This is a genomic window from Brevundimonas sp. R86498, from assembly GCF_044598075.1.
Lineage (GTDB): Bacteria > Pseudomonadota > Alphaproteobacteria > Caulobacterales > Caulobacteraceae > Brevundimonas.
Genome location: NZ_CP139004.1, coordinates 691,556 through 714,906 on the forward strand (window position 1 = coordinate 691,556; position 23,351 = coordinate 714,906).

Annotated in this window: 23 protein-coding genes; 9 read left to right on the forward strand and 14 right to left on the reverse strand. The window is 68.9% G+C overall.

The window, feature by feature from the left end; translation table 11 throughout:
- Positions 1-4 precede the first annotated feature (4 nt).
- From SJY26_RS03520 to ftsY, 3 genes are all read right to left on the reverse strand, one after another.
- Positions 5-613, reverse strand: coding sequence for a MarR family winged helix-turn-helix transcriptional regulator (locus SJY26_RS03520; RefSeq protein WP_396594774.1), 609 nt, complete (start codon positions 611-613; stop codon positions 5-7).
- A 124-nt stretch (positions 614-737) separates the two neighbouring features.
- Positions 738-1,436: an inner membrane-spanning protein YciB gene (locus SJY26_RS03525; RefSeq protein WP_396594775.1), complete on the reverse strand. Its 699-nt coding sequence runs from the start codon at positions 1,434-1,436 to the stop codon at positions 738-740.
- 2 nt (positions 1,437-1,438) lie between these two features.
- Positions 1,439-2,392 carry a signal recognition particle-docking protein FtsY gene (ftsY, locus tag SJY26_RS03530; RefSeq protein ID WP_396594776.1) on the reverse strand — a complete coding sequence of 318 codons (954 nt, stop codon included), beginning with the start codon at positions 2,390-2,392 and terminating at the stop codon, positions 1,439-1,441.
- A gap of 107 nt (positions 2,393-2,499) precedes the next feature.
- Between ftsY and SJY26_RS03535 the strand changes: the two genes are divergently transcribed.
- From SJY26_RS03535 to SJY26_RS03550, 4 genes are all read left to right on the forward strand, one after another.
- Positions 2,500-2,919 carry a DUF3291 domain-containing protein gene (locus SJY26_RS03535; RefSeq protein ID WP_396594777.1) on the forward strand — a complete coding sequence of 140 codons (420 nt, stop codon included), beginning with the start codon at positions 2,500-2,502 and terminating at the stop codon, positions 2,917-2,919.
- Positions 2,920-3,055: 136 nt separating this feature from the next.
- Positions 3,056-4,948: a von Willebrand factor type A domain-containing protein gene (locus tag SJY26_RS03540; protein ID WP_396594778.1), complete on the forward strand. Its 1,893-nt coding sequence runs from the start codon at positions 3,056-3,058 to the stop codon at positions 4,946-4,948.
- 99 nt (positions 4,949-5,047) lie between these two features.
- Positions 5,048-7,201: an NAD(+) synthase gene (locus tag SJY26_RS03545; RefSeq protein WP_396594779.1), complete on the forward strand. Its 2,154-nt coding sequence runs from the start codon at positions 5,048-5,050 to the stop codon at positions 7,199-7,201.
- 51 nt (positions 7,202-7,252) lie between these two features.
- Positions 7,253-7,477 carry an alkylphosphonate utilization protein gene (locus tag SJY26_RS03550; protein WP_396594780.1) on the forward strand — a complete coding sequence of 75 codons (225 nt, stop codon included), beginning with the start codon at positions 7,253-7,255 and terminating at the stop codon, positions 7,475-7,477.
- On the opposite strand, the gene SJY26_RS03555 is transcribed toward SJY26_RS03550, so the two are convergent.
- Together SJY26_RS03555 and SJY26_RS03560 are read right to left on the reverse strand one after the other, a co-directional pair.
- Positions 7,474-8,355 (reverse strand): alpha/beta fold hydrolase, encoded by an 882-nt coding sequence (locus SJY26_RS03555; RefSeq protein ID WP_396594781.1) that lies wholly within the window; start codon positions 8,353-8,355, stop codon positions 7,474-7,476. The two genes, SJY26_RS03550 and SJY26_RS03555, sit on opposite strands and share 4 nt — an antisense overlap.
- Positions 8,356-8,423: 68 nt before the next feature.
- On the reverse strand, positions 8,424-8,945 hold the full coding sequence (locus SJY26_RS03560; RefSeq protein WP_396594782.1) for a D-glycero-alpha-D-manno-heptose-1,7-bisphosphate 7-phosphatase: 522 nt from the start codon (positions 8,943-8,945) through the stop codon (positions 8,424-8,426).
- 189 nt (positions 8,946-9,134) lie between these two features.
- Here SJY26_RS03560 and SJY26_RS03565 point away from each other — a divergent pair, with 189 nt between their 5' ends.
- The 3 genes from SJY26_RS03565 to SJY26_RS03575 are packed head-to-tail and all read left to right on the forward strand — an operon-like array spanning position 9,135 to position 11,865.
- Entirely contained in the window at positions 9,135-10,295 is a 1,161-nt protein-coding gene (locus SJY26_RS03565; RefSeq protein WP_396594783.1) for a DegT/DnrJ/EryC1/StrS family aminotransferase, read from the forward strand.
- A gap of 2 nt (positions 10,296-10,297) precedes the next feature.
- Positions 10,298-11,230, forward strand: coding sequence for a Gfo/Idh/MocA family protein (locus SJY26_RS03570; protein ID WP_396594784.1), 933 nt, complete (start codon positions 10,298-10,300; stop codon positions 11,228-11,230).
- Positions 11,227-11,865, forward strand: a complete 639-nt coding sequence (locus SJY26_RS03575; protein ID WP_396594785.1) for a GNAT family N-acetyltransferase — start codon at positions 11,227-11,229, stop codon at positions 11,863-11,865. Before SJY26_RS03570 ends, SJY26_RS03575 begins: the two co-directional genes overlap by 4 nt.
- Here the strand turns inward: SJY26_RS03575 and SJY26_RS03580 are convergent.
- The 4 genes from SJY26_RS03580 to SJY26_RS03595 are packed head-to-tail and all read right to left on the reverse strand — an operon-like array spanning position 11,808 to position 13,945.
- Positions 11,808-12,197 carry a type II toxin-antitoxin system VapC family toxin gene (locus SJY26_RS03580; RefSeq protein WP_396594786.1) on the reverse strand — a complete coding sequence of 130 codons (390 nt, stop codon included), beginning with the start codon at positions 12,195-12,197 and terminating at the stop codon, positions 11,808-11,810. The genes SJY26_RS03575 and SJY26_RS03580 overlap by 58 nt on opposite strands.
- On the reverse strand, positions 12,194-12,472 hold the full coding sequence (locus tag SJY26_RS03585) for a type II toxin-antitoxin system Phd/YefM family antitoxin (RefSeq protein WP_396594787.1): 279 nt from the start codon (positions 12,470-12,472) through the stop codon (positions 12,194-12,196). Before SJY26_RS03585 ends, SJY26_RS03580 begins: the two co-directional genes overlap by 4 nt.
- A 19-nt stretch (positions 12,473-12,491) precedes the next feature.
- A complete protein-coding gene (locus SJY26_RS03590; RefSeq protein ID WP_396594788.1) occupies positions 12,492-12,944 on the reverse strand; it encodes a MaoC family dehydratase in 453 nt (150 codons plus the stop codon).
- Positions 12,941-13,945 carry a threonine/serine dehydratase gene (locus SJY26_RS03595; protein WP_396594789.1) on the reverse strand — a complete coding sequence of 335 codons (1,005 nt, stop codon included), beginning with the start codon at positions 13,943-13,945 and terminating at the stop codon, positions 12,941-12,943. Before SJY26_RS03595 ends, SJY26_RS03590 begins: the two co-directional genes overlap by 4 nt.
- A 59-nt stretch (positions 13,946-14,004) precedes the next feature.
- Here SJY26_RS03595 and glpK point away from each other — a divergent pair, with 59 nt between their 5' ends.
- Together glpK and SJY26_RS03605 are read left to right on the forward strand one after the other, a co-directional pair.
- A complete protein-coding gene (gene glpK / locus SJY26_RS03600; RefSeq protein ID WP_396594790.1) occupies positions 14,005-15,498 on the forward strand; it encodes a glycerol kinase GlpK in 1,494 nt (497 codons plus the stop codon).
- Positions 15,495-16,571 carry a phosphotransferase family protein gene (locus tag SJY26_RS03605; protein WP_396594791.1) on the forward strand — a complete coding sequence of 359 codons (1,077 nt, stop codon included), beginning with the start codon at positions 15,495-15,497 and terminating at the stop codon, positions 16,569-16,571. Before glpK ends, SJY26_RS03605 begins: the two co-directional genes overlap by 4 nt.
- A gap of 21 nt (positions 16,572-16,592) precedes the next feature.
- Here SJY26_RS03605 and SJY26_RS03610 read toward each other — a convergent pair whose 3' ends face one another.
- The 5 genes from SJY26_RS03610 to SJY26_RS03630 form a co-directional block, all read right to left on the reverse strand.
- Positions 16,593-17,342: a DUF1223 domain-containing protein gene (locus tag SJY26_RS03610; protein WP_396594792.1), complete on the reverse strand. Its 750-nt coding sequence runs from the start codon at positions 17,340-17,342 to the stop codon at positions 16,593-16,595.
- 55 nt (positions 17,343-17,397) lie between these two features.
- Positions 17,398-19,614, reverse strand: coding sequence for a prolyl oligopeptidase family protein (locus tag SJY26_RS03615; RefSeq protein ID WP_396594793.1), 2,217 nt, complete (start codon positions 19,612-19,614; stop codon positions 17,398-17,400).
- A gap of 149 nt (positions 19,615-19,763) precedes the next feature.
- On the reverse strand, positions 19,764-21,932 hold the full coding sequence (locus SJY26_RS03620; RefSeq protein ID WP_396594794.1) for a prolyl oligopeptidase family protein: 2,169 nt from the start codon (positions 21,930-21,932) through the stop codon (positions 19,764-19,766).
- 95 nt (positions 21,933-22,027) lie between these two features.
- Entirely contained in the window at positions 22,028-22,825 is a 798-nt protein-coding gene (locus SJY26_RS03625; RefSeq protein WP_396594795.1) for a potassium channel family protein, read from the reverse strand.
- Positions 22,826-22,914: 89 nt separating this feature from the next.
- On the reverse strand, positions 22,915-23,313 hold the full coding sequence (locus tag SJY26_RS03630; RefSeq protein WP_396594796.1) for a host attachment family protein: 399 nt from the start codon (positions 23,311-23,313) through the stop codon (positions 22,915-22,917).
- Between the last annotated feature and the right edge of the window lie 38 nt (positions 23,314-23,351).

Sequence of the window (23,351 nt, forward strand, 5' to 3'; positions counted from 1 at the left end):
GGCGTTACTCGGCCGGTTCGGCGACCTTGACCTTGCCGGGCTTGGCCTTGCGGACTTTTTTCGCGGGTTCGGCGGCCTTTTTGGCGGCCTTTTCCAGCTTGCGGGCGTCCTTGGCGGCCTTCTTCAGGGCCTTGGCCTCGGCCTTTTCGGCGTCCGGCACGGCGTCGGCGGCGGCGGCGAGATCGGCCAGCAGCTCCAGAAAGCCGTCGCGCTTGGCCTTTGGCAACAGGGCCATGATGCGTTTGTCGGCCGCCGCAACCCGGGGCCGGGCCTGATCCAGCAGGGCCTGACCCTCGGCCGACAGCCGCACGGCCTTGGCGCGGGCGTCGAGCGCCGAGCGTTCGCGCGACAGCAGGCCCTTCGTGGTCATGCGGGCGACGAGGTCGGCCAGGGTGGAGCGGTCGATGCCGGTGGCGCGGACCAGATCGGTCTGGGTGAGGCCCTCCTTGACCGAGACGGCCTCCATGACGGCGAACTGGCGCTGGGTCGGACCACCCTCGCCGGCCTCCTCGGCATAGATGTCGAGGGCCAGCTGCAGGGCGCGGTGCATCAGATGGCTGGGGGAATCGGCCAGGGTGCCGGAGCGCCTCGCCTGTTTGCCGGACTTGACCATGCCACTGTATCCCTCTGCCGTATGCGGAGGGTTATCAGCCGCATCTTACGATTTCACGACAGAATTTTTTAGTGCGCTACCGCTCGGCTCGCGGAGCCTCGCTGCCTGAACGCGGGCGCGACCCTCAGGGGGCCGTGTCGGGGCGGGCGGGGGCCATGGGATCGGAGGGCGCGTCCGGGGAGACCATGTTCTTCATGATCAGGGGCAGCTGGGACAGGCCAAAGGCGGACGAAGCGATCCACAGGACGCCACGGAAACTGACCCAGACATCGGCGGGGTCGACATCGCTGTAGCCCAGCCGGGTGGCGGCCGAGGCGACGAGGGCCTCGGACCGGATCAGCTCATTGGTCAGGGCCACGACGGCGAAATACAGGCCGTAGCGGAAGGTCAGGATCCGCCAGGCGCGGTCGTTGATCGGGATGACCGTGCCGAGCAGGGCCTTGAGCGGCTGTTTGTTCAGATACAGCCCGCCCAGCAGGGCGATGGCCAGCGAGGCGTTGAGCACCGTGACCTTCAGCTTCACAAACAGGTCGTCGTTGAAGATCAGGGTCAGGACCCCGAACACCAGGGCGAACCCGCCGACCAGCAGGGGCATCAGGGCCAGACGTTTCTCGACCCACAGGCCGACGATCACGGCCACCACCGAGCCGGCCACCAGGCCCCAGGTGGCATGGATCAGGGCCTGATCGCCCGGTTCGCCCCGCACGCGGAAGAAGATGAAGGTGGCGGCGAACGCGGCCAGTGCCCCGAAGTCCACGACCTGACGGATCCAGGCGGGGGGCTTGCCGGCGGCGGGGCCGGGGGTGTCGGGAGCGTCGGTCATGTTCAGTCCTCGAGCCCCACCAGCGATCTTGAAAAGGCCCGGGCGTCGAAGGGTTGCAGGTCCTCGATGCCTTCGCCCACCCCGATCAGCTTGATGGGGGCGTCGGACGCCTGGGCCACGGGCACCAGAACCCCGCCGCGCGCCGTGCCGTCCAGCTTGGTCATGACCAGGCCGGTGACGAAGGCGGTGCGGCCGAAGATCTGTTCCTGGGCCAGGGCGTTCCGCCCCACCGTGGCGTCCAGCACCAGCAGGGTCTCGTGCGGGGCGTCCGGATCGATCTTTTTTAGCACCCGCACGATCTTGAGCAGTTCGTCCATCAGGGCCGACTTGTTCTGCAGCCGCCCGGCGGTGTCGATCAGGACCACATCGAAGCCCTCGGCCCGCGCCTTCGTATAGGCGTCGAAGGCCAGACCGGCCGGATCGGCACCGTCCCGGCGGCTTTCGAAATGGGCCCCGGAGCGCTCGGCCCAAACTTTCAGCTGTTCGCGGGCGGCGGCCCGGAAGGTGTCGCCGGCCACGATCATGACCCTGGCCCCCTGCCCCGTCAGGTCGGCAGCGATCTTGCCCAGGGTCGTGGTCTTGCCCGAGCCGTTGACCCCGACGAACAGGACCACGAAGGGTTTGATGCCGCCGGCCACGCCGTCGGACCCCAGCGGGTCAAAGGTCGCCTGACGCGGCAGAAGCTCGGCGGCGACGGCCTCGGCCAGGGCCTCCTTGACCTCACGCTCATCGGACACCTTGCCGAAGCGCAGGTCGCGGAAGCGGGCCACGATCCGGTCGGTGGCGGCGGGCCCCAGATCGCTTTCCAGCAGATGCTCTTCCAGCCCCTCCAGCGCGGCCTCGGACAGGGGCTCCTTCACAAAGGCCCCGACCACCGTCTCGGTCATCTGCTGGGACGAGCGGGCCAGCCCGGCGCTGAGCCGCTGGAACCAGCCCTTCTTCGGCGTATCGTTCATCCCGTCCGCTTAACGGAGACGGACGGCCGCGTCACGCGGGGCGTGATAGGGAGGGGCGACGGGCCGTCCGGCACCTGAGCGCGATACGCCCCTTCAAGAGACAGCCCATGCCCATCGTCAGCGTCACCCGCTTTCGCCCCCGCTCCCTGCTGTCCATGCCCGAGTTCGTCTTCCATGCCGGGCGGAGCATGGCGCAGATCCGCAAGGCCGAGGGCTGGCTGGCCGGGGCGGTGAAGCGCGATGACGATCAGGCCTTCTGGACCCTGACGGTCTGGCGCGATGAGGCGGCCATGCTGGCCTATGTCGTCAGCGGGCCTCACGGTGCAGCCCTGCCCCGGCTTCGGGAGATTGCCGTCGAGGCGAGCATGGTCCGCTGGGTCGCCGACACCGACGCCCTGCCGGATTGGTCGGAGGGGGTCCGGCGCATGCGACACGAGGGACGCGCGTCCCGGCTGAAGCGTCCAGGCCCGCATCATGACGGCCTTTCGTATCCGGACTCGGCCCAGTCCTTCGGGTCGCGCCTCTGACCGTGTCCTGACGGCCGACGCCGCGCGGTCGGGCCTTGCCGCCTCCTGAACACGCTTTCGTGGGCCATACACGCCATAGTTTCGCCCCAGGGCGGGCAGCCTCCTGTCCGTAACGACAAGAAACCGGGAGGATGCGATGCCGGAGAAGGTGTTGAAGCGGGGACTGGCGGCGGTGGTGGGGCTGGCGCTCGCGGCACCCGGGGGCATTCCCGGCGCGGCCGCCGGGACCCCGGTGACCGGGCCGGCCGGGCTCCAGACCGGGGACGGCGTCGCCAGCGCTGCGGCCTGTTTACCCCTCGGGTTCGACCTGCGAACCGAGGCCGAGCGGAGGCCCCCTCCTCCTCTTCCCCGTCCTCCCGTGGCGAGCGCCCCGGGGTCCGGCCAGGCTCCACCGCCCCCGGTCACAATGCCGATCGAACCGACGCGGAGGGAGGACCGGGTCGAGTACGGGGCCCCGCCGCCCCCGCCTCCCCCACCGCCACCGCCACCCGCCCCGCCCGCTCCGATGCGGCCTGCGGTCGTCGGAGGCAGCGATCCGATCGTGGTCACGGGGTCGCGCATCTGGCCCGGGCAGACGGTCCCACCTGCCGACACCGAACGCTATCCCGACGCCACGCCCAATCCCGTCAAACGGGTGTCCGAGGCCCCGGTCTCGACCTTTTCGATCGATGTCGACACCGCCGCCTATGCCAATGTCCGCCGCTTCATCGGCGAGGGCACGACCCCGCCGCGCGACGCCGTGCGGGTCGAGGAGATGATCAACTATTTCGACTATGGCTATGCCCGGCCCGGCAGCGCGGACGAGCCCTTTGCGGTGACGACGGCGGTGGTCGCCTCGCCCTGGTCGCCCGGGCGTCAGATCGTCCACATCGGCCTTCAGGGCCATGAGCTGCCGGCCGGGGAGCGCCGGCCGCTGAACCTGACCTTCATGGTCGATGTCTCGGGCTCGATGGGAGCGCCGGACAAGCTGGGTCTGGCGCAGCAGGCGATGAATCTGATCATCGACCGGCTGCGGCCCGAGGACCGGCTGGCGGTGACCTACTACGCCTCGTCCGCCGGCACAGCGGTCGCGCCCACCTCGGGGTCAGAGAAGCTGAAGCTGCGTTGCGCCGTCGCCTCGCTGAGGGCCGGCGGGTCGACGGCGGGCGCGCAGGGCATGGTCAATGCCTATGAGCAGGCCGAAGCGGCCTTCGGCACCGACAAGGTCAACCGCATCCTGATGTTCACCGACGGGGACTTCAATGTCGGGGTCACCGACGACCGGCGGCTGGAGGACTATGTCGCCGACAGGCGCAAGACCGGCATCTATCTGTCGGTCTATGGCTTCGGGCGCGGCAACTACCAGGACGACCGGATGCAGACGATCGCCCAGTCGGGCAATGGCGTCGCCGCCTATGTCGACAGTCTGGACGAGGCCCGGCGGCTGTTCGGGCCGGCCTTCGACCGCGGGGCCTTCCCCATCGCCGACGACGTCAAGATCCAGGTCGAGTTCAATCCCGCCCGGGTCAGCGAATACCGGCTGATCGGCTATGAGACGCGGCTTCTGGACGAGGCGGACTTCGCCAACGACGCGGTCGATGCGGGGGAGGTCGGCTCCGGGGCCTCGGTCACGGCCCTGTACGAGATCACCCCGGTGGGTGGGCGCAGCCAGATTCCCGAGCGGCGCTATGACGGCAACCGCGCGGACCGGGCCCCGGCGGGCGGGGACCCGAACGGCGAGATCGGCTTTGTCCAGGTCCGCTACAAACGGCCGGGCGAGCCGGACTCACGGCTGATCCAGACGGCGATCTCTGGCGACGGGGCGGGCACGGCGGTGGCGCGGGCCCCGGACTCGACCCGCTGGGCCCTCGCCGTCGCTGCCTTTGGCCAGCGTCTGCGGGGCGATCCGTGGATGAGCGCCGACTTCGACACCGACGCCATCCTGGGTCTGGCCCAGGGGGCGCGGGGCGAGGACCCCTACGGCGAACGCGCGGCCTTCGTGCAGATGGTGAGGGCGGCCGACACCCTGCCGCCCCGACGCGAGCCCTGACCGGGGCGGGGGCGCCGGGGCACCCCCTTTGGCGTCCCCGACCCCAGCCTGATAGAACCGTCCGGACCCCGTCCCTTCCGGGACGCTCCGGACCGAGCCATGGCTGACTGTCGCGACTTTCATTCTCCCCGCACCCACGGTTTCGTGCGGGTGGCGGCGGCGACGCCTGTGGTGCACATCGCCGATCCCGTGAGCAACGGGCAGGCCCATGCGGACCTGATCCGGTCGGCGGCGGCGCAGGGCTGCGAGCTGGTGGTGTTCCCCGAGCTGTCGCTGAGCGCCTACGCCATCGACGACCTGCATCTGCAGACGGCCCTGCTGGACGGGGTGGAGCGTCAGCTGGGGACCCTGGCCGCCGTGGCGGGCGAGGCCGGGGTGGCGGCAGTGGTCGGGGCCCCGATCCGACACGGCGACCGGCTGCTGAACGGCGCCGTGATGCTGGCGGGCGGGGAGATCGTGGGCGTGGTGCCCAAGACCTATCTGCCCAACTACCGCGAATACTATGAGAAGCGCTGGTTCTCGTCCGGGGACGACATCGGGGCGGAGACGATCCGGATCGACGGGCGCGACAGCTGGATCGGGACGCGGCTGCTGTTCGAGGCCGACGAGCGGCCGGGGTTCGTGGTCGGGGTCGAGATCTGCGAGGACTACTGGGCCCCCCTGCCGCCCTCGACGCGTCAGGCCCTGGCCGGGGCGCGGATCCTTGCGAACCTGTCGGCGTCCAACATCGTCATCGGCAAGGCGGAGGAGCGGGCCCTGTTGTGCGCCAGCCAGTCGGCCCGGGCCATGGCGGCCTATGTCTTCGCCGCCTCGGGCTGGGGCGAGAGCACCACAGACCTGGCCTGGGACGGTCAGGCGACGATCCATGAACTGGGCACCCGGCTGGCCTCGGGCGAGCGGTTCGCGGTCGAGGGCCATCTGACGATCGCCGACGTCGACGTCGAGCGGATCGGCCAGGAGCGGATGCGCACCGGCACCTTTGCCGACTGCGCCCGGCGCGAGCTGGACGAGGAGGGCTATATCCGGTTGGGGTTCCGTCTTCCTCCCCCATCGGGGGAGGGGGACCACGAAGTGGTGGAGGGGGCAACCCCGGGCACCCCGCGTGGTGTGGGCCCCCTCCGTCACGGCGCGAAGCCGCGCCGCGCCACCTCCCCCGATGGGGGAGGATTACGCCGTCCACTCGACCGCTTCCCCTTCGTGCCGGACGATCCGGCCCGGCTGGACCAGGACTGTTTCGAGGCCTTCAACATCCAGGTTCAGGGCCTGATGCGACGGATGACGGGGACCGGGGCGGAGCGGCTGGTCATCGGGGTGTCGGGCGGACTGGATTCGACCCAGGCCCTGCTGGTGGCATGCCGGGCGTTCGACCGGCTGAACCTGCCGCGGACAAACATTCTCGGCTACACCATGCCGGGGTTCGCGACCTCGGAAGGGACGAAGTCCAACGCCTGGGCGCTGATGCGGACGCTGGGGGTCACGGGGGAGGAGATCGACATCCGCCCGGCGGCGGAGCGGATGCTGGCCGACATCGGCCATGCCCATACCGTCGACGCCCCGGTTCACGACGTGACGTTCGAGAATGTGCAGGCGGGTCTGCGGACCGACTATCTGTTCCGGCTGGCGGGCCAGAACCGGGCCTTCGTGCTGGGGACCGGCGACCTGTCGGAGCTGGCGCTGGGCTGGGCCACCTATGGCGTCGGCGACCATATGAGCCACTACAATGTCAACGGCGGGGTGGCCAAGACCCTGATCCGGCACCTGATCCGCTGGGTCGCGGGGCGGCCGGAGATGGCCGGGGCGGCCGATGTGCTGCAGGCCATCGTGGACACGGAGATCTCGCCCGAGCTGGTGCCGGCCGGGGCGGACGGGAAGATCCAGTCAACGGAAGGGACGGTGGGCCCCTATGCCCTGAACGACTTCTTCCTGTTCCACATCACCCGCTTCGGCATGAGCCCGTCCAAGGTGGCCTATCTGGCGCATCAGGCCTGGGGCGACGCCGCGCGCGGGTCCTGGCCGGCGAATACGCCGGAGGATGAGCGGGTCGCCTACGATCTGGCGACGATCAGGGGCTGGCTGCGGAAATTCCTGATCCGGTTCTTCCAGACCAGCCAGTTCAAGCGCTCGGCCCTGCCCAACGGCCCCAAGGTGGTGACGGGCGGCTCGCTGAGCCCGCGCGGCGACTGGCGGGCCCCGTCCGACGGGAACGCACGGGTGTGGCTGGAGGAGTTGGACGCCAACGTTCCCGAGGCCTAGAGAACCGCTCTCTGCGCGAACAGCCGCGCTTTATTGCATTCCGAGTTCCTGATGACCGACGACCCGACCAAGGATTCCAACGGCAACATCCTGTCCGACGGCGACAGTGTGACCCTGATCAAGGACCTGAAGGTCAAGGGCTCGGGCGGGGTGACGCTGAAGCGCGGGACGCTGGTCAAGAACATCCGCCTGACCGATGACACCGACGAGATCGAGGCCAATGTCGACAAGGTGCGCGGTCTGGTGCTGCGGACCGAGTTCGTGCGCAAGGCCTAGGGCACGTCGCGCAGGAATTCGAAGATGGCGGACCGGGCCTCGGGCTCGTCCAGCATGGGGGCGTGGCCGACGCCGGGGACCTCCGCATAGTGCATCTCGGGGGCGGCCTTGCGCATGCGGGCGGCGATGTCCGGGCCCAGAAGGTCCGAGGTCCCGCCGCGGATCAGCAGGGTCGGGCGCTTCTTCGCCAGCCGGCGGAAATACGGCCACAGATTGGGGACCAGGGCCCCGGCCCCGCCGGCGCGGATCGGCACGGCGATGTCAGGATCATAGTCCAGCACCGGTGACCCCTCGGTGCCGTCGCGGAAGATGCGGCGGGCGAAGGCCTCCCAGTCGGCGTCGCCATAGAGGGGGAAGGCCACCGCATTGATGCGGCGGGCATAGTCGGCGGCGGCGGCCCAGGTCGGGGTCTCGACCGGCTGGCCGGAATAGGCGGCGATGCGGGCCAGACCCTCGGGCGAAACGGCCGGGCCGATGTCGTTCAGGATCGCGGCGGCCACGACCCGGGTCTTCAGGGCCGTGATCGCCATGGTGATCAGCCCGCCCATGGAGGTGCCGAGGAAGACCGCCCGCTCAATGCCGGCGGCCTCCAGCAGGGCCAGCACATCCTTCGCATAGACCGGGGGCTGGTAGGTCATGGGATCCGAGGCGCGGTCCGATCGGCCCCGGCCGCGGATGTCGAGCGCCAGGACCCGGCGGCCACTGCGTGCGATCAGGGGGGCGATGAGCTCGAAATCGGCCGAATTGCGGGTCAGCCCATGGATGGCGATGACCGGCAGACGCGCCGGACCGTCCGCGCCCGGATAGTCCCGGGCATAAAGGCCGAGGCCGTCGGTGCTGGACCAGCGACGCTCCGAAAACAGGCTTGAATCGGTCAAACGCAGGTCTCCTGGTCACGACGCCCCCGCGTCGCCCCCAGACTATTTCATGCGGCGCGGAATTGCGATCAGCCGCCGAGCAGGTCGCGCACAAACCGGTCCAGATCGGGGCCGTCGAACAGGAAGCCGGGCAGGCCGGCGCGACGGGCAGCCTCGATGTCCGAGGCCCGGTCACCGATCAGGAAAGACCGGGCGGGGTCGATGTTATGCTCGGCGATGGCCCGCAGGATCATGCCGGGGTTGGGCTTGCGATCCGGATGGTCCGGGTGACGCCATTTCGGGTCCTCGGCCTCATCATGGAAGGGACAGGCATAGACCGCCCCGATCCGCGCGCCCTTCGCCGCCAGCCGGCGCACCAGCAGGGCGTTGAAGGCCTGCATCTGGTCCTCGCTGAACAGGCCACGCCCGACGCCCGACTGGTTGGTGACGATCACCACCAGATAGCCCAGGGTATTGAGCCGCCGCACCGCATCGGCCGCACCCGGGATCATCACCAGATGCTCTTCCAGATGGGGATAGCCGCTGTCGGTGATGAGGACGCCGTCGCGATCCAGAAAGACGGCGGGGACGGCGGTCGGGGACGCTTTCAAGGCAGGGAACTCCGCAGGCTGACGATGGACTGGATAGGGGCGCGCGTTGCACGGCGCAACGCGAAGTGACTCCCGGCCGTTTGGTGTTCGGGCACCGGCCGGGTTAGACGGCGGCCCTGCCTTCGACCGGCCGCGCCCCTCGCGTATGTCCGCAGCGCCCGGCCCCGTCCCGAGAGAGGTCCCCCCCGCATGACCATTCCCTTCATCGACCTTCAGGCGCAGCGCCGTCGCCTCGGCGGCAAGATCGAGGCCGCCCTGATGGCCGCCGTCGAGAGCGGGGCCTATGTCATGGGCCCGCCGGTGCGCGAGTTCGAGACGGCGCTGGCCGCTTTCGGTCAGGCGAAATACGCTCTCGGTTGCGCCAACGGCACCGAGGCGCTGGTCCTGCCGCTGATGGCCTGGGGCATCCGGCCGGGCGATGCGGTGTTCGTGCCCAGCTTCACCTTCTGCGCCACGGCCGAGGTGGTGCCGTGGCTCGGGGCGACCCCGGTCTTCATCGATATCGACGCGAAGACCTACAATATGGACCCCGGCCATCTGGAGGCCGCGATCGAGGCCACCATCGCCGAGGGCAAGTTGCGCCCCCGGGTCGTTATCGCCGTGGACCTGTTCGGCCAGCCGGCCGACTATCCCGCCATCAAGGCCATCTGTGACAAACACGGGCTGAAGCTGATCGCGGATTCGGCCCAGGGGTTCGGCTGTACGATCGACGGCGACCATCCGCTGAAATGGGCCGATGTGACGACGACCAGCTTCTTTCCGGCCAAGCCGCTGGGGTGTTACGGCGACGGCGGCGCGGTGCTGACCGACGACGAGGATCTGGCTCAGGAGATGGACAGCTACCGCGTGCACGGCAAGGCGGTGGCCAAGGATCTGGTCGGGCGCACCTTCGAGCACGAGACCAAATATCTGAACATGCGTGTGGGCATGAACTCGCGGCTGGACACGGTGCAGGCCGCCGTCCTGATCGAGAAGCTGAAGGTCTTTCCGGACGAGATCGTGTGGCGCAACCGGATCGCCGCCCGCTACAACGAACTGCTGGCCCCCCACGTCACGGCGGTGCCGTTCGTGCCCGCCGGGAACGTGTCCAACTGGGCCCAGTACACGATCGAGCATCCGGACCGGGACGGTCTGGCCAAGCATCTGGCGGCGCAGGGCGTGCCCTCGGCCGTCTACTATCCGATCCCCTGCCATCTGCAGCCGGCCTATGAGCACCATCCGCGCGGGCCGCAGGGCCTGCCGGTGACCGAGGCCAAGAAGGACGTGGTCATCAGCCTGCCGATGCATTCCGATCTGGACGAGGCGACCCAGGACCGGATCGTCACCGCCGTCGCCAGCTACAGGGCCTGACCATGATCCAGACCATCCCCCCACTGAAGGTCGGCGTCGCCGGCGTCGGCGTCATGGGCCGCAACCATGCGCGGGTCCTGTCGGACATCCGCGAGTTCGACCTGACCACCATCTTCGACATGGACCCCGACACCGCCCGGGGCGTGGCCGAGGTCCATGGGGCCGAGGGCGTGACGACGGCCCAGGCCTTCGTCGAGGCGGGGCTGGACGCGGCGGTGGTGTCGACCCCCAACCGCACCCATGCGGACCTGTCGGTGGCCCTGCTGGAGCGGGGCGTCCATGTGCTGGTCGAAAAGCCGATCGCGGCGACCGTGGCCGACGCCCGGCGCATGATCGATGCGGCCAAGGCCAACAACCGCGTCTTGATGGTCGGCCAGGTCGAGCGGTTCAATCCGGCGGTCGAGGCGGTCAAGCGGGCCATCGCCGACGAACAGGTGATCTCGATCCAGATCACCCGCGTGGGCCCCTTCCCGCCCCGCATGGGCGAGGTCGGCGTGGTCATCGATCTGGCGGTGCATGACATCGACATCATCCGCCACCTGACGGGCTCGGAAGTGGCCGAGGTCCAGCCGCAGCTGGCCCGGACCCGCGCCGAGCGCGAGGACACAGCCCTGCTCCAGTTCCGCATGGAGAACGGGGTGATCGCCCATATCACCACCAACTGGGTCACCCCCTACAAGGTCCGCACCCTGCAGGTGGCGACGCAGGGCAAGTTCGTGGTCGCCGACCTGATGACGCGACAGGTGACCGAATATTTCGGCCAGCAGCCCGACGGCAGCTACCAGACCCGGGCGGTCAACAGCTGGCCCAACGAGCCGCTGAAGAAGGAGCTGGAAAGCTTCGCCCACGCCATCCGCACCGGCGAGACCCCGGCGGTCACCGGCGAGGATGGCCTGCGCAATCTGGAAGTGGCGCTGAGGTGTCTGGGGGAATGAACGTCACATCGGCGGTTCTTGAGAACGACTTCGTCCGGCTGGAGCCGTTCGAGGAGCGTCACAAGGAGCCGCTCCGCGTCGCCTGCAACGCCGATCCGGAGCTGTGGCCGGCGCTGTATTCGATCTCGTTCGGCGGCGATCAGTTCGACGCGAGCTGGGACCGGCTGCGGGGGTTCCAGGCGGCGGGAACCTGGCTGCCGTTCGCGGTGATCCGGGGCGGCGAGGTCGTGGGGGTGTCGGCCTTCATCGACATCCATCCGACCTACCAAACGGTCGAGATCGGCTGCACCTACTATCGGCCCGAGGCCAGAGGCGGGGCGGTCAACCCTGCGGCCAAGCGGCTGATGCTGGAGCACGCCTTCGCCGCCGGGGCGAACCGGGTGGCGTTCCAGGTCGACCAGCTCAATCTGCGCAGTCAGGCGGCGGTGACGAAGCTCGGCGGGGTGCGCGAAGGCGTGATGCGGAACGACAAGATCACCTGGACCGGACGGATCCGCAGTTCGGTGATCTTCTCCATCCTGGCCGGGGAATGGCCGGCCGTACGCACGGGACTGGACGCGCGGCTGGCGGCGTTCGGTCAGGCCGGTGCGAGCGCGCTGCGAATGTCGGTCCGGGAGAAGTCGTTGCCGACGTAGAGCAGCGGGCAGTCATACATTTCCGCCAGGGCATAGCTGAAGCTGTCGCCATAATTCAGGTAGGCGGCGTGGAAGCCCTTGCCCCAGCGGCGGTAGGCGGCGGCCGCGCGCTCGGCGAAAACCTCATCCACAGGGATGACCTCCAGATTCAGCTCCGCAAGGAAGGGGCGGATCGCCGATCTGAACTCCTCGCGGGACCCCACGATCAGCGTCTCCGTCAGGGTCGCCGCCGAAATGATCAGCCGGTTGTCCAGAAGCGCGTCCATGCAGCGCAGGCCCAGCGGCTGACGCGCCAGAACCTCGATCAAGGCCGAACTGTCGACGGCGATCACGCCGGCAGGCCGTCGTCGTCGTAGAGGAAGTCCTGACTGCGCGCGGCGTCAAAATCCGGCGGGAGATCGCCGACCAGCGCCTGAGCGGCGCGGATCGCCTCCGCCCTCTGTTCGCGCAGCTTGCCGGGGGCCCGCACGGGGACAAGGCGAATGACCTCCTTGCCGTGGCGGGTCAGAATTACGTCCTCTCCCCCTTCAGCGCGGCGCACGAGATCGGTCAGATGGGCTTTGGCTTCCGAAATGGCGATATGGGTCATTTCGGAAATATGGACCAATCAGTGGTCCAATTCAACATCACCCTACCATCTGCATGCCCAGCCATTCGGCGATCAGGGCGGGCTTGTCGGCCCCCTCGATCTCGACGGTCAGCTCGTGTTTCAGCAGCCAGCGGCCACCGCCCCTGTCCTCGGCGGACAGGAGTTTGAAGCGGCCGCGGATGTTGGAGCCGGCGGGGACGGGGGCGATGAAGCGCAGTTTGTCGAAGCCGTAGTTGACGCCCATGACCACGCCGTCCAGCGGCCTGACCGCATCGTAGGACATGGCCGAGGCGAGGCTGAGGGTCAGAAACCCGTGGGCGATGGTGCCGCCAAAGGGGGTGTGTTTTGCCGCCTCGGGGTCGATGTGGATGAACTGGCGGTCCTCGGTGATCTCGGCGAAGGCATCGATGCGGGCCTGATCGACGGTGATCCAGCGCGAGACGCCGACCTCCGTACCGATGAGGGACTGCAGGTCACTGGTCTTGGTCATGCGGCGGCTCCCTTGAGGGCAGGTTGGAACCGCCCTTCGATGATGGTGGCGAACAGGGCGGGATCGATATTGCCCCCCGACAGGATGACGGCGGTGGTGCGACCCTGCGTCTCGATCTTGCCGGCGAGGACGGCGGCCAGGGCGGCCGCTCCACCCGGCTCGACCACCAGTTTCAGGGTTCGGAAGGCATAGGCGACGGCGTCGGCGGCCTCGCGATCGCTGATGGTCAGGGCCCCGGACAGGACCCGCCGGTTGATGGGGAAGGTCAGGACGCCGGGCATCGGGGTCTGGAGCGCATCGCAGATGGAGGGTGGGCCGGACGGGTGGCCGGTGCGCTCGCCGGCAGCCAGGGATCGGACGGTGTCGTCATAGTTTTCGGGCTCGACGGCCCAGCTCTGCGTCTGCGGACTCTGCGCCTCCAGCACCAGATTGATGCCGGCCATCAGCCCGCCGCCCGAGCAGCAGCACAGCAGCTGGTCAATCGGGATCCCGGCCTGATCCAGCAGCTCGAGGGCGGTCGTGCCCTGGCCCTCGATCACGTAGGGGTCGTCGAACGGCGGGACGAGGACACTCCCGCGCTCGCGGGCGACGGCGGCCCCGATCTCCTCGCGGCTCTCGGTCCAGCGGTCATACAGGCGGACCTCTCCGCCGAATGCCCGGACCCCCTCGACCTTGATGGCGGGACTGTCGGCCGGCATGACGATGACGGCGCGGGTGCCCATCATCCTTGCCGCAGCGGCGACGCCCTGGGCGTGGTTGCCGGACGAGAAGGCGACGACGCCTGAGGCAAGTTCGGCAGCGTTCAGCCGGCTGATCCGGTTGTAGGCCCCCCGGAATTTGAAGGCCCCGGCGACCTGCAAGGTCTCGGCCTTGAGCAGGACCCGCCCCCCCACACGTTCGTTCAGGGCCGGGCTTTCGATCAGGGGGGTGCGGACCGCGGCGGGGGCGATCTGGCGGGCGGCGTCGAGGACGCCCTCGTAGGAAGCGGTGCGGTCGGACATGGGAGCACTTAACCCGATCCCCCCGGTCCGCGTAAGGTGGCGAAAACCGTGGAAACGCCATGACGACCTGTATCCTTACCATCGACCAGGGCACGACCTCGACCCGGGCCATCGCCTTTGAACTGCGCGAGGACCAGGGCCTGCATCCGGTGGCGGTCAGCCAGATCGCGCTGGCCCAGCATTTCCCGCACTCGGGCTGGGTCGAGCATGACGCGGCCGAGATCTGGGCCGCGACGCTGCAGACCTGTCGGGAGGCGATCGGCAAGGCGGGCGGCGTGGGCCGGTTCGCCGCCGTCGGCATCACCAACCAGCGCGAGACGGCGGTGATCTGGGATGCCGCCACGGGTGAGCCGCTGCACCGGGCGATCGTCTGGCAGGACCGGCGCACGGCCGATGTGACCGCCGGCCTGGTCGCGGGGGGCCTTGAGGCGACCGTGCAGGCGACAACCGGGTTGATCCTGGATCCCTATTTCTCGGCGACGAAATTCGCCTGGCTGCTGGACGCGGTGCCGGAGGGCCGGGCGCGGGCGGAACGCGGCGAGGTCCTGCTGGGGACAATCGACGCCTGGCTGGTGTGGAAGCTGACCGGGGGTGCGCAACACGTTACCGACGCGACCAATGCCAGCCGGACTTCGCTGATGGATCTGCACACCCGGGCCTGGCGGGAGGATTTGTGCGACCTGTTCCGGGTACCCCGGGCCGCCCTGCCCCGGATCGTCGGCTGCGCAGAGCCGCGGGGTGAGACCGTTCCGGCCCTGTTCGGGCGGGGCCTGCCGATCACCGGTTCGGCGGGGGACCAGCAGGCGGCGCTGGTGGGACACGGGGCGCTGAAGCCGGGCGACGCCAAGATCACCTATGGCACGGGGGCGTTTCTGGTCGCCAATGTCGGGGACCGGCCGGTGGCCTCGTCCAGCCGGCTGCTGGGCACCTTGGGGTATCAGATCGGAAACACGGCGGCCTGGGCGCTCGAGGGGTCGATCTTTTCGGCCGGGTCGGCGATCCAGTGGCTGAGGGACGGGGTCGGGATGATCCGCGACAGCCGGGAATCCGAAGCGATGGCCCAGACGCTGCCGGACAATGGCGGGGTCTATCTGGTGCCGGGGTTCACCGGGCTTGGGGCCCCGTGGTGGGAGCCGGAGGCGCGGGGCACGGTGGTCGGCCTGACACGGGACACCGGGCCGGCGCATTTCGTGCGGGCGGCGCTGGAGGCCCTGGCCTATCAGACGCGGGACCTGCTGGACGCCCTGGCCCGGGACGGAGCCCCGCCGTTCAGCGTGCTGAAGGTCGACGGCGGGGTGACGGCCAATGCCTTTGCCATGCAGTTCGTCGCCGACATCTGCGAGATTCCGGTCGAGCGGCCGGCATTTCAGGAGATGACGGCCCTGGGCGCGGCGCGGCTGGCGGCGCTGGGGGCCGGGCTGATCGGCGATCTGGAACCCCGCAACAGTGAGGCCCCGGCCGTCTGGACCCCGCGCATGCGGGCGGCGGAGCGTGACCGGCTGCTTCAGGGCTGGCGCCGCGCGGTCAAGGCCGCCATTCTGGTGGCCGCATGACCGATATCGCCACCGACCCGCAGAGCGCCTTTTCCGGAACCCGGGAGGTTGATCCCCGCCATCGCCTGGACGAGGCCGCGCTGGACCGCTGGATGGGCGACCATGTCGAGGGCTATGCCGGGCCGCTGACGATCCGGCAGTTCAAGGGCGGCCAGTCGAACCCGACCTATGAGCTGGCGACGCCGGGGGCGACCTATGTGCTGCGGCGCAAGCCGCCCGGCGTGCTGCTGCCATCGGCCCATGCCGTCGACCGGGAGTTCACGGTCATCTCGGCCCTGTCCGCGCAGGGGTACCCGGTCGCCCGGCCCCATGCCCTGTGCACGGACGACGGCGTGATCGGCTCGATGTTCTATGTGATGAGCAAGGTCGAGGGGCGGGTCCTGTGGGACCTGAAGCTGCCGGGGATGGAGCCGGCCGAGCGGCGCGCCATCTACAATGCCCAGATCGACGCCCTCGCCGCCCTGCACCGGTTCGATCCTGCAGCCATCGGGCTGGGCGACTACGGTCGTCCAGGGAATTACTTCGGCCGCCAGGTGGCGCGCTGGACGAAACAGTACAAGGCCTCCGAGATCGATCCGATCCCGGAGATGGACCGGCTGATCGCTTTCCTGGCCGAAAGCCTGCCGGCCGACGGGCCGGTGACGATCGTGCACGGCGACTTCCGCATCGACAATCTGATCATGGCCCCGGACCGGGCCGAGGTACGGGCCGTGCTGGACTGGGAGCTGTCGACCCTGGGCGATCCGATGGCGGACTTTTCCTATCTGCTGATCGGCTGGGTCATGCCGGCCAGTCTGAGGAACGGGCTGCTGGGGGCCGATCTGGAGGCCCTGGGTATTCCCTCGGTCGCGGAGACGGTGGAGCGCTATGCCGCGCAGACCGGGCGGCAGGCGCCACAGAATCTGGACTGGTTGATGGCCTACAACCTGTTCCGGCTGGCCGCCATTTGCCAAGGCATCGCCGGTCGGGTGCGCGATGGCACGGCCGCCTCGGCCCACGCGATCCAGACGGCCGCCCAGGTCACACCTCTCGCCCGCGCCGCCTGGAGTCATGCGGTGAAGGCCGGAGCGTAGCGCGCGCTCCACGCAGATCGGTCAGCGCAGTGCTGCCGTCAGAATGCGGCGGTCGTCGCGACCCTGGACCATGACCACGACGCCCGTTTCCGGGTTGGCGCTTTCCGGCAGATCCAGCAGGATGGGACGGCCGGTCCATTCACCCAGCCGGGTCAGGCCCTCGACGACATTGATGTGCCGGACCGAGCGGCCGCGGTTGTCGCCCCCGGCCACCGCGACGGTCTGAAGTCCCGGGCGGTAGGTCACGGCCCAGACATCAGCGCCCCCGGCCGGCGCGCGGCCCGAGCCGATACCGACGGCATCGTCCCCCGCGCGAAACTGGATCTGGGGCGGGAAGACGCGGCGGGCGGCCTCTTCCTCGACGGCCGTCTGGACCGCCTCGCCCTCTGCTCCCGAGACCTGGCGCCGGCCGTCGATGACGATCTGGGGCGTGTAGATGTTTCGCAACTGCATCGCCGCCTGATAGTCGCGCTGGCGGCGGGCGAACTCCGGCCGCGCGAAGGTGTCGGGCCAGCCCAGATAGTCCCAATAGTCGACCGCATAGGTCAGGGCGATGATGCCGGGATCGTCTGACAGGGTCTCGACCACCTGATTGGCAGCAGGGCACCCGGTGCAGCCCTGGGCCGTGAACAGTTCGACCACGACAGGCTCGCGATGAAGTGGCGCGTCACGGTGTGCCGGGCGCGCCCCCGCCGGCTGGGCGGTCGACCCGACCGCACCCGCCAGACCCAGGGCGATCGCGCCCGCGATGATGAAGCCCTTCGATTCCATAGGGGCGAGTCCTAGCCGGACCGGCGCTCTCGCGCGCCTCATTTTCGCGTGAAGCCTAGTCCATCAACTGCTGGGCCAGATAAACATAATGGCGGGCCCAGCGCCGGGCATTGGCGACAGGATCGGCGTCATTGGAGTGACCGCCCGCGGTCTCCTCATAGTACAGGGCGTCGTGGCCCTGATCGGCCAGACGGGCGGCGAACTTGCGGGCATGGCCGGGGTGGACGCGGTCGTCGCGGGTGTTGGTGGTGATGTAGACGCGGGGATAGTCCTCGTCGGGCCGTAGCTGCTGATAGGCGGAGTAACGGGCGATCCAGGCGGCTTCCTCGGGGATGCGTGGATCGCCGTATTCGCCGATCCACGAGGCCCCGGCGGGCAATTCGTGATAGCGCAGCATGTCGATCAGGGGGCTCTCGATCACCGCCGCATTGATCAGATCCGGACGTTGGGTCAGCGTCACCGAGGTCAGCACCCCGCCGTTGGAGCGGCCGTAGATGCCGGTGCGGCGCGGTGAGCTGATGCCCCGGCGATGCAGGTCGGCCGCCACGGCCGCGAAGTCGTCGAACGCGAGCTGGCGGTTCTCGTTCAGGACGCTCTGGTGCCATTGCGGTCCGAATTCGCCCCCGCCGCGAATATTGGCCTGGACGAAGACGCCGCCGTTCTCGAGCCAGAGCTTGCCCATCTCGGGCTTGTAGGCGGGCGGGAAGCTGACCTGGAAGCCGCCGTAGCCGAACAGGATGGTCGGGGCCGACCCGTCCATGGCGAGGTCGCGCGGGCGGGTGACGAAGTACGGGATCTTCGTGCCGTCAGAAGAGGTGGCCTCGAACTGTTCGGTCACATGGGTGGAAGCGTCGAACAGGGCAGGACCGGCCTTGAGGGCCACAAGATCGGTGGCGTTGGTCCCGAGCAGGCTGAGCGTCGGCGGCGTCAGGAAGCCCTGGGTGGAGACGAACATGCGACCGGAGCCGCGCGACACGTCGCCGATGCCCACGGCGCTGTTGTCCGGGGCGGCGACCGGAGTCGAACTCCAGACCGGACGGCCGTCCCGGCCGAACGCAAAGCGGCGCAGGGTTCCGACGACATTGTCCGAGATCGCCAGCACCAGACCGTCGTCCAGAACGGCAACATCGGCGACGGACTGGCGCGGGCCCGGGCGGAAGACGGTGTCCGGGTCAGTGTCGGGCGACGGCAGCATCCTGCCCGGTCGGGCGAGGGCATCCAGCGGCAGGGCGAGGACCGTTCCGGCCGGATAGTCGGGACCGGCAAAGGGGGTCCAGGGCTGTTCCAGCGAGAGCACCAGCCGGGCTCCGATGATGCCATGCACGGCTACCCGTTCCGGCAGGGTCAGGCGGACGGGCTGGCCGCTGTCCAGACGCCAGATCTCGGATCGGAAGGTGTCGAGCGGCCGGGTCACGAGGATCGCCTGGACCGCGCCCGCGCCGTCGCGGAGGACCGACGGGCTGACGCCGTAGCCGCCGTCAGCGATGTCGCCGCGATAGAGCTCGGTGGCCTGGGCGAGGGTGTGACCTCGGGTCAGGCTCTTGACGATGAAGGGATAGCCGCTCTCGGTCAGCGTACCGGGCCCGAAGTCGGTGGCGACCAGCAGGGTGTCGCGGTCCAGCCATTCCAGCCGGTGCTTGCCCTCGGGCAGGACGAAGCCGCCGTCGACAAAGGTCCGGGTGGTGGTGTCGAACTCGCGCACCACCACGGCGTCCTTGCCGCCGTCGGACAGACTGATGAGACAGCGGGTCTCGTCCGGGGCGAGGCAGCGGGACCCCTTCCAGACCCAGTCCCGGCCCTCGGCGCGGGCCAGGGCATCGATGTCGATCAGGGTTTCCCAGACGGGGGCGTCGGTGCGGTAGCTGTCGAGGGTGGTGCGCCGCCACAGGCCCTTGGGATGAGTCGCGTCCTGCCAGAAATTGCCGATTCCGTCGCCGAGGAAGGACGGTCCGGGGATGCGGGCGGTGGAGGACAGGATGTCGAAGGCCTGCTGGCGGAAGGTCTCGTAGCGCGGATCGCCGGTCAGGGTGGCGAGGGCGCGTTCGCTCGACGCCCGGACGAAGGCCATGGCCTCGGTGCCCTCGACCTGTTCCAGCGCCAGATGGTCGTCAGCGGCGCGAACGCCGGCGGGCGACAGGTCGCGGGGAAAGTGGGGCGGGGGCCGGTCGTCGGTCGAGACGACGATCTCGTCGACGCGCCGGTCGATGGGCCCGGTCGCGCAGGCCCCCAGGAGGAGGGCCGGGATCGCGGCCGACAGGATCAGGTGACGCATGGCTTCAACTCCGCTTCTCACCCCGCAAGGCGGGAGACAGATCTTCGGCCGGCCGGCACCGCCCGTTCGCATGGTCTCGACCCCAGCCGCCGGAGCTCGTGAGAGCGCTGGGCCCCCGCTTTCGCGGGGATGAGCGGACGCCGGATCAGTCAGTCCATCAGCCGGCGGGTCAGATAGGTGTATTCCAGCGCGATGCGGCGGGCGGTCTCGCGCAGGTTGGCCCCGGCCGCGTGGCCGCCGTCGGTGTTCTCATAGAACAGGACCGGATAGCCCAGCTCCTCCAGCCGCGCCGCTGCCTTGCGGGCATGGCCCGGGTGGACGCGGTCATCCTTGGTCGAGGTGTGGATGAAAACCTCGGGGTAGGGCTGGCCGGCGCGCAGGTTCTGGTAGGGCGAGTATTCGGCGATCCAGGCGCGCTGTTCCGGGATGTCGGGGTCGCCGTATTCCGCGCGCCACGAGGCGCCGGCGAGCAGGCGGTGGAAGCGGAACATGTCGAACAGGGGTACCTGGATGACCGCCGCATTGATCAGGTCCGGGCGCTGGGTCAGCATCGCCCCCATGAACAGGCCGCCCTGCGACCCGCCCATGACGCCGAGGTGGGGCTGGGACGTGATGTTGCGGGCGATCAGGTCCGAGGCCACGGCCTGGAAGTCTTCGTGGGCGCGCTGGCGGTTCTGCTGGCGGGCCGCCTCGTGCCAGTTGGGGCCGAACTCGCCGCCGCCGCGCACATTGGCCACGACATAGACGCCGCCGCGCTCCAGCCACAGCTTGCCGACCGTCGGCGAATAGCCGGGCAGTTGCGACACCTGGAAACCGCCGTAGCCGTACAGGAGCGTGGCGTTGGAGCCGTCCAGCGGCATGTCGCTCTGATGCACCACGAAATAGGGGATCATCGTGCCGTCGGCCGAGCGGGCCTCGAACTGTTCGACCGTCATGCCCGAGGCGTCGAACTTGGCCGGGATCGTCTTGACCTGGGACATCCGGCCGGTGGCCGCGTCGACCAGCGACAGGGTCGAGGGCGACAGATAGCCAGCGACGCTGACGAAGATGCGGTCGTCCTGTTCCGAGGCCGAGCCGAGGCCCACGGTCGAGTTGGCGGGCAGGTCCAGACGGGTGCGGGCCCATTCCCCGGTCGGGTTCGGGGTGTAGACATAGGCCGCGCCGCGCACATTCTCATACAGGGCCACAACCAGCTTGTTGCGCGTGGCGTTGATGCTCTCGACCGACTCGCGGGCCCCGGGACGGATGATCAGCTGTGCGCGCGTCGCGGGATTCGCCCGCCAGGCGTCGAAGGTCCAGGCAACCACATCTCCGGTCCTGAATTCCTGCCCGGACGGCGCGGTCCAGTCTTCCTTGATGGTCACGACCAGCTGGCCCTGGACCAGGGCATCGATGTCGGACCGGGCCGGCAGCTGCAGCCGGGTGGTCGTCCCGTCCGCGTTCAGGACGTGGGTCTCGCTCTCGTAAAAGCTGACGCCGCGGTTGATCAGGATGGCCTTGATCACCCCGTCGGCGTCGCGCAGCGTGCCCGCGCCGACCGAGACGTCGGAGGGCTGGCCGGTGAAGAGGGTCTCGGCCTGGTCGATCGACTGGCCGCGCTTCAGCCGCTTGACGATCATCGGATAGCCCGAGGAGGTCAGGGTGCCCGGACCAAAATCGCGGGCAATCAGCAGGGTGTCGGCATCGACCCAGGCCACGCCGCCCTTCGACTCGGGCAGTTCGAAGCCGCCCTCGACGAAGGTGCGGGAGACGCTGTCGAACTCGCGCACCACCACCGCGTCCTTGCCGCCGTCGGAGAGGGAGATCAGGCACAGACGCTCATCCGGCGGCAGACAGGACGCGCCCTTGTAGACCCAGTTCTTGCCCTCGGCGGTCGACAAGGCGTCGATGTCGAGGATGGTCTCCCATTCCGGTGCGTCGGTGCGATAGGAATCGACCGTCGTGCGCCGCCAGATGCCGCGCACATGGTTGGCGTCCTGCCAGAAATTGTCGATGTGGCCGTCGTGGGTGAAGCCTGGCGCGGGGATGCGATCCCGGGCCTGGACCAGGGCCAGGGCCTGTTCGTGCAGGCCTTCATAGCGCGGGTCGCCCTGGAGCACGCCCAGCGAGCGGGCATTGTGTTCCCGCACCCAGGCCATGGCCCGTTCGCCCTCGACCTCTTCCAGCCACAGATAGGGATCGGTGGCGTCGCTGGTGGCGAAGCCGCCCTCGACCAGCGGCGGATTGGGCGGGGTCCGGTCGGGGGCAGTCTGGGCGATGGCAGGGGCTCCGATCAGGGTGGAGGCCAGAAGGGCGGCAAGGCCGGTGCGGCGGATCATGGGCGGCTCCTCAAACGGTCGGGCGGCACCTTAGGGGTCAAGACGGGTCGGGCAAGGCGGGCGCGGCCGAGGTTACCGATTTGTCATCGGGGCCGTCACCGGCCTTCATCCGGGATACAGAGCTGGTTTCCGCAGGCCTTGCAGTGCACTGCATCGGGATCGTGCAGCTGCAGCCCGCACTGATCGCAGGGGAACCGGACCTTGTGCGGGCGGAGAAGGGTCTGTCCGAGGCGGACGAACAGGGTCACCCCGACCAGCATGATGACGATCGACACGATCCGGCCCCAGACGCCGGGGAGGAGGATGTCGCCATATCCGGTCGTGGTCAGGCTGGTGACCGTGAAATACAGGGCATCGATCCAGCCGCTGATCCCCTCATAGCGGCCCATGAAGCTGGTATAGACGAAGCCCGTGGCCACAAAGACGAAGGTGACGAGCGCCGTCACGGCCTTGGTGGTGTCCTCCACGCGGGTGTCGTCATAGCGCCGGCCGATGGTGCGCCAGAAGAACTCGGAATTGACCAGGGTCCAGAGCCGGATCACCCTCAGGAACCCGAGATTGAACAGCCAGGCCGGGAACAGCAGGGTGGCAAAGATGAACAGGTCGATCCAGACGATCGGCCGCTTCAGCCAGTCCCTGATATCGGACCATGCGAGGGCCCGGGCCAGTAGATCGGCCCCCAGCAGGGCGGCGACGACGTAGTCCAGGACATAGAAGACGACGCGATCACCCCGCAGCAGGGGTGCCGCGATAAAGAAGGCGATGATGATCAGATCGACCGCCAGCACCGCCAGCCTGAACCGGACCGCGGTGCGCGAGGTCCCGTGGTACAGGGCCCGCAGACGGGCGCGAAGGCGAAGCCCCCCGTTCGCGGGCCGATCGGAAGCGGTCATGAGCCAGCTTTAGCCACTGCAGGTCTGAAAGGCCAAGGGGGGCGCGACCGACGGTCCCGGGCAACGGACCGGGACCATCGATCGGTCCATCAGGCCTTGTGGATGGCGGCGGCGATCTGGTCGGTGGAATGACCCGTCAGGTCCTTGGCGATCTCGCCGACCAGTTTCGAGGACAGTTCCTTTTGCCAGTGCTTGCGCAGCTCGCCCAGGGTCTTGGGCGCAGCGATGACCACGAGGTCGTCAAACTTGTTGCCCAGCGCCCACTTGTTCAGCACCTCGGCCACGCCCATGGCGAAGCCGTCCTCGGCCTGGGTGTCGTTGTCGGGGTTGGCTCCGCTGGAGTGGCGCCCTGGTGAACCGGAGACGCGGTCCTCGATTTCGGGATTGGACAGGGCGGTCAGGGCGATGTCGGCGTGTCCCGTGTTCTTGAACAGGGCCAGCTTCTCGCCGTCCACCACGGCCACCATCGCGCCATTGGGAAGATTCATGGGAACACCTCGTCACTTGTTTCGGGGCTGACTAACGA

What these genes read in the sequence shown, in the direction of transcription:
- SJY26_RS03630 (WP_396594796.1), bottom strand. Translation starts at nt 23,313, where the DNA reads ATGAATCTTCCCAATGGCGCGATGGTGGCCGTGGTGGACGGCGAGAAG.
- SJY26_RS03615 (WP_396594793.1), bottom strand. Translation starts at nt 19,614, where the DNA reads ATGCGTCACCTGATCCTGTCGGCCGCGATCCCGGCCCTCCTCCTGGGG.
- SJY26_RS03545 (WP_396594779.1), top strand. Translation starts at nt 5,048, where the DNA reads ATGGCTGACTGTCGCGACTTTCATTCTCCCCGCACCCACGGTTTCGTG.
- SJY26_RS03625 (WP_396594795.1), bottom strand. Translation starts at nt 22,825, where the DNA reads ATGACCGCTTCCGATCGGCCCGCGAACGGGGGGCTTCGCCTTCGCGCC.
- SJY26_RS03535 (WP_396594777.1), top strand. Translation starts at nt 2,500, where the DNA reads ATGCCCATCGTCAGCGTCACCCGCTTTCGCCCCCGCTCCCTGCTGTCC.
- SJY26_RS03520 (WP_396594774.1), bottom strand. Translation starts at nt 613, where the DNA reads ATGGTCAAGTCCGGCAAACAGGCGAGGCGCTCCGGCACCCTGGCCGAT.
- ftsY (WP_396594776.1), bottom strand. Translation starts at nt 2,392, where the DNA reads ATGAACGATACGCCGAAGAAGGGCTGGTTCCAGCGGCTCAGCGCCGGG.
- SJY26_RS03605 (WP_396594791.1), top strand. Translation starts at nt 15,495, where the DNA reads ATGACCGATATCGCCACCGACCCGCAGAGCGCCTTTTCCGGAACCCGG.
- SJY26_RS03525 (WP_396594775.1), bottom strand. Translation starts at nt 1,436, where the DNA reads ATGACCGACGCTCCCGACACCCCCGGCCCCGCCGCCGGCAAGCCCCCC.
- SJY26_RS03575 (WP_396594785.1), top strand. Translation starts at nt 11,227, where the DNA reads ATGAACGTCACATCGGCGGTTCTTGAGAACGACTTCGTCCGGCTGGAG.
- SJY26_RS03550 (WP_396594780.1), top strand. Translation starts at nt 7,253, where the DNA reads ATGACCGACGACCCGACCAAGGATTCCAACGGCAACATCCTGTCCGAC.
- SJY26_RS03595 (WP_396594789.1), bottom strand. Translation starts at nt 13,945, where the DNA reads ATGTCCGACCGCACCGCTTCCTACGAGGGCGTCCTCGACGCCGCCCGC.
- SJY26_RS03590 (WP_396594788.1), bottom strand. Translation starts at nt 12,944, where the DNA reads ATGACCAAGACCAGTGACCTGCAGTCCCTCATCGGTACGGAGGTCGGC.
- SJY26_RS03620 (WP_396594794.1), bottom strand. Translation starts at nt 21,932, where the DNA reads ATGATCCGCCGCACCGGCCTTGCCGCCCTTCTGGCCTCCACCCTGATC.
- SJY26_RS03565 (WP_396594783.1), top strand. Translation starts at nt 9,135, where the DNA reads ATGACCATTCCCTTCATCGACCTTCAGGCGCAGCGCCGTCGCCTCGGC.
- SJY26_RS03570 (WP_396594784.1), top strand. Translation starts at nt 10,298, where the DNA reads ATGATCCAGACCATCCCCCCACTGAAGGTCGGCGTCGCCGGCGTCGGC.
- glpK (WP_396594790.1), top strand. Translation starts at nt 14,005, where the DNA reads ATGACGACCTGTATCCTTACCATCGACCAGGGCACGACCTCGACCCGG.
- SJY26_RS03540 (WP_396594778.1), top strand. Translation starts at nt 3,056, where the DNA reads ATGCCGGAGAAGGTGTTGAAGCGGGGACTGGCGGCGGTGGTGGGGCTG.
- SJY26_RS03610 (WP_396594792.1), bottom strand. Translation starts at nt 17,342, where the DNA reads ATGGAATCGAAGGGCTTCATCATCGCGGGCGCGATCGCCCTGGGTCTG.